The 1,103-nt window shown below is 61.5% G+C and carries 1 protein-coding gene; it reads left to right on the top strand.

Annotation, left to right across the window (positions count from 1 at the left end):
* Positions 1-1,103, top strand: a 1,103-nt coding sequence (tuf, locus tag ACR0FG_RS20880; protein ID WP_480895281.1) for an elongation factor Tu, incomplete at both ends; no start/stop codon positions are given.

Raw genomic sequence — 1,103 nt, 5'->3', positions numbered from 1 at the left:
AACATTGGTACAGTTGGCCACGTTGACCACGGCAAGACCACGCTGACCGCAGCGATCACCAAGTATTTTGGTGACTTCAAAGCGTATGACCAGATTGACGGTGCGCCGGAAGAGAAAGCGCGCGGCATCACCATCTCGACCGCCCACGTGGAATACGAGACCGACGCGCGTCACTACGCCCACGTCGACTGCCCCGGCCACGCCGACTACGTCAAGAACATGATCACCGGTGCCGCTCAGATGGACGGCGCGATCCTGGTTGTGAACGCAGCCGACGGCCCGATGCCCCAGACCCGCGAGCACATCCTGCTGGCGCGTCAGGTTGGCGTTCCCGCGCTGGTCGTGTTCATGAACAAGGTTGACCAGGTTGACGACGAAGAGCTGCTGGAGCTGGTGGAAATGGAAATCCGCGAGCTGCTGTCTTCGTACGAATTCCCGGGCGACGATATTCCGATCGTAGCGGGTTCGGCTCTGGCCGCGATGGAAGGCCGTGATCCGGAAATCGGCGAGAACAAGATCAAGGAACTGATGGCAGCCGTGGACGAATACATCCCGACCCCTGAGCGTGCTGTGGATCAGCCGTTCCTGATGCCGATCGAAGACGTGTTCTCGATCTCGGGCCGTGGTACCGTTGTTACGGGTCGTGTCGAGCGTGGCGTGATCAACGTTGGCGACGAGATCGAAATCGTCGGCATTCGCGACACCAGCAAAACCACCTGCACCGGTGTTGAGATGTTCCGCAAGCTGCTGGACCGCGGTGAAGCAGGCGACAACATCGGCGCCCTGCTGCGTGGTGTGGATCGTGAAGGCGTTGAGCGTGGCCAGGTTCTGTGTAAGCCCGGCTCGGTGACCCCGCACACCAAGTTCGAAGCCGAAGCCTACATCCTGACCAAGGAAGAAGGCGGTCGTCACACCCCGTTCTTTGCGAACTACCGTCCGCAGTTCTACTTCCGGACCACTGACGTGACCGGCACCGTGACCCTGGCGGCCGGCACCGAGATGGTTATGCCCGGCGACAACGTCGGCTTCACCGTCGAGCTGATCGCGCCCATCGCGATGGAAGACGGCCTGCGCTTCGCCATCCGCGAAGGCGGCCGCACCGT

The organism is Ruegeria sp. E1 (assembly GCF_056534225.1).
This window is presented reverse-complemented; position numbering and strand designations above follow the sequence as displayed.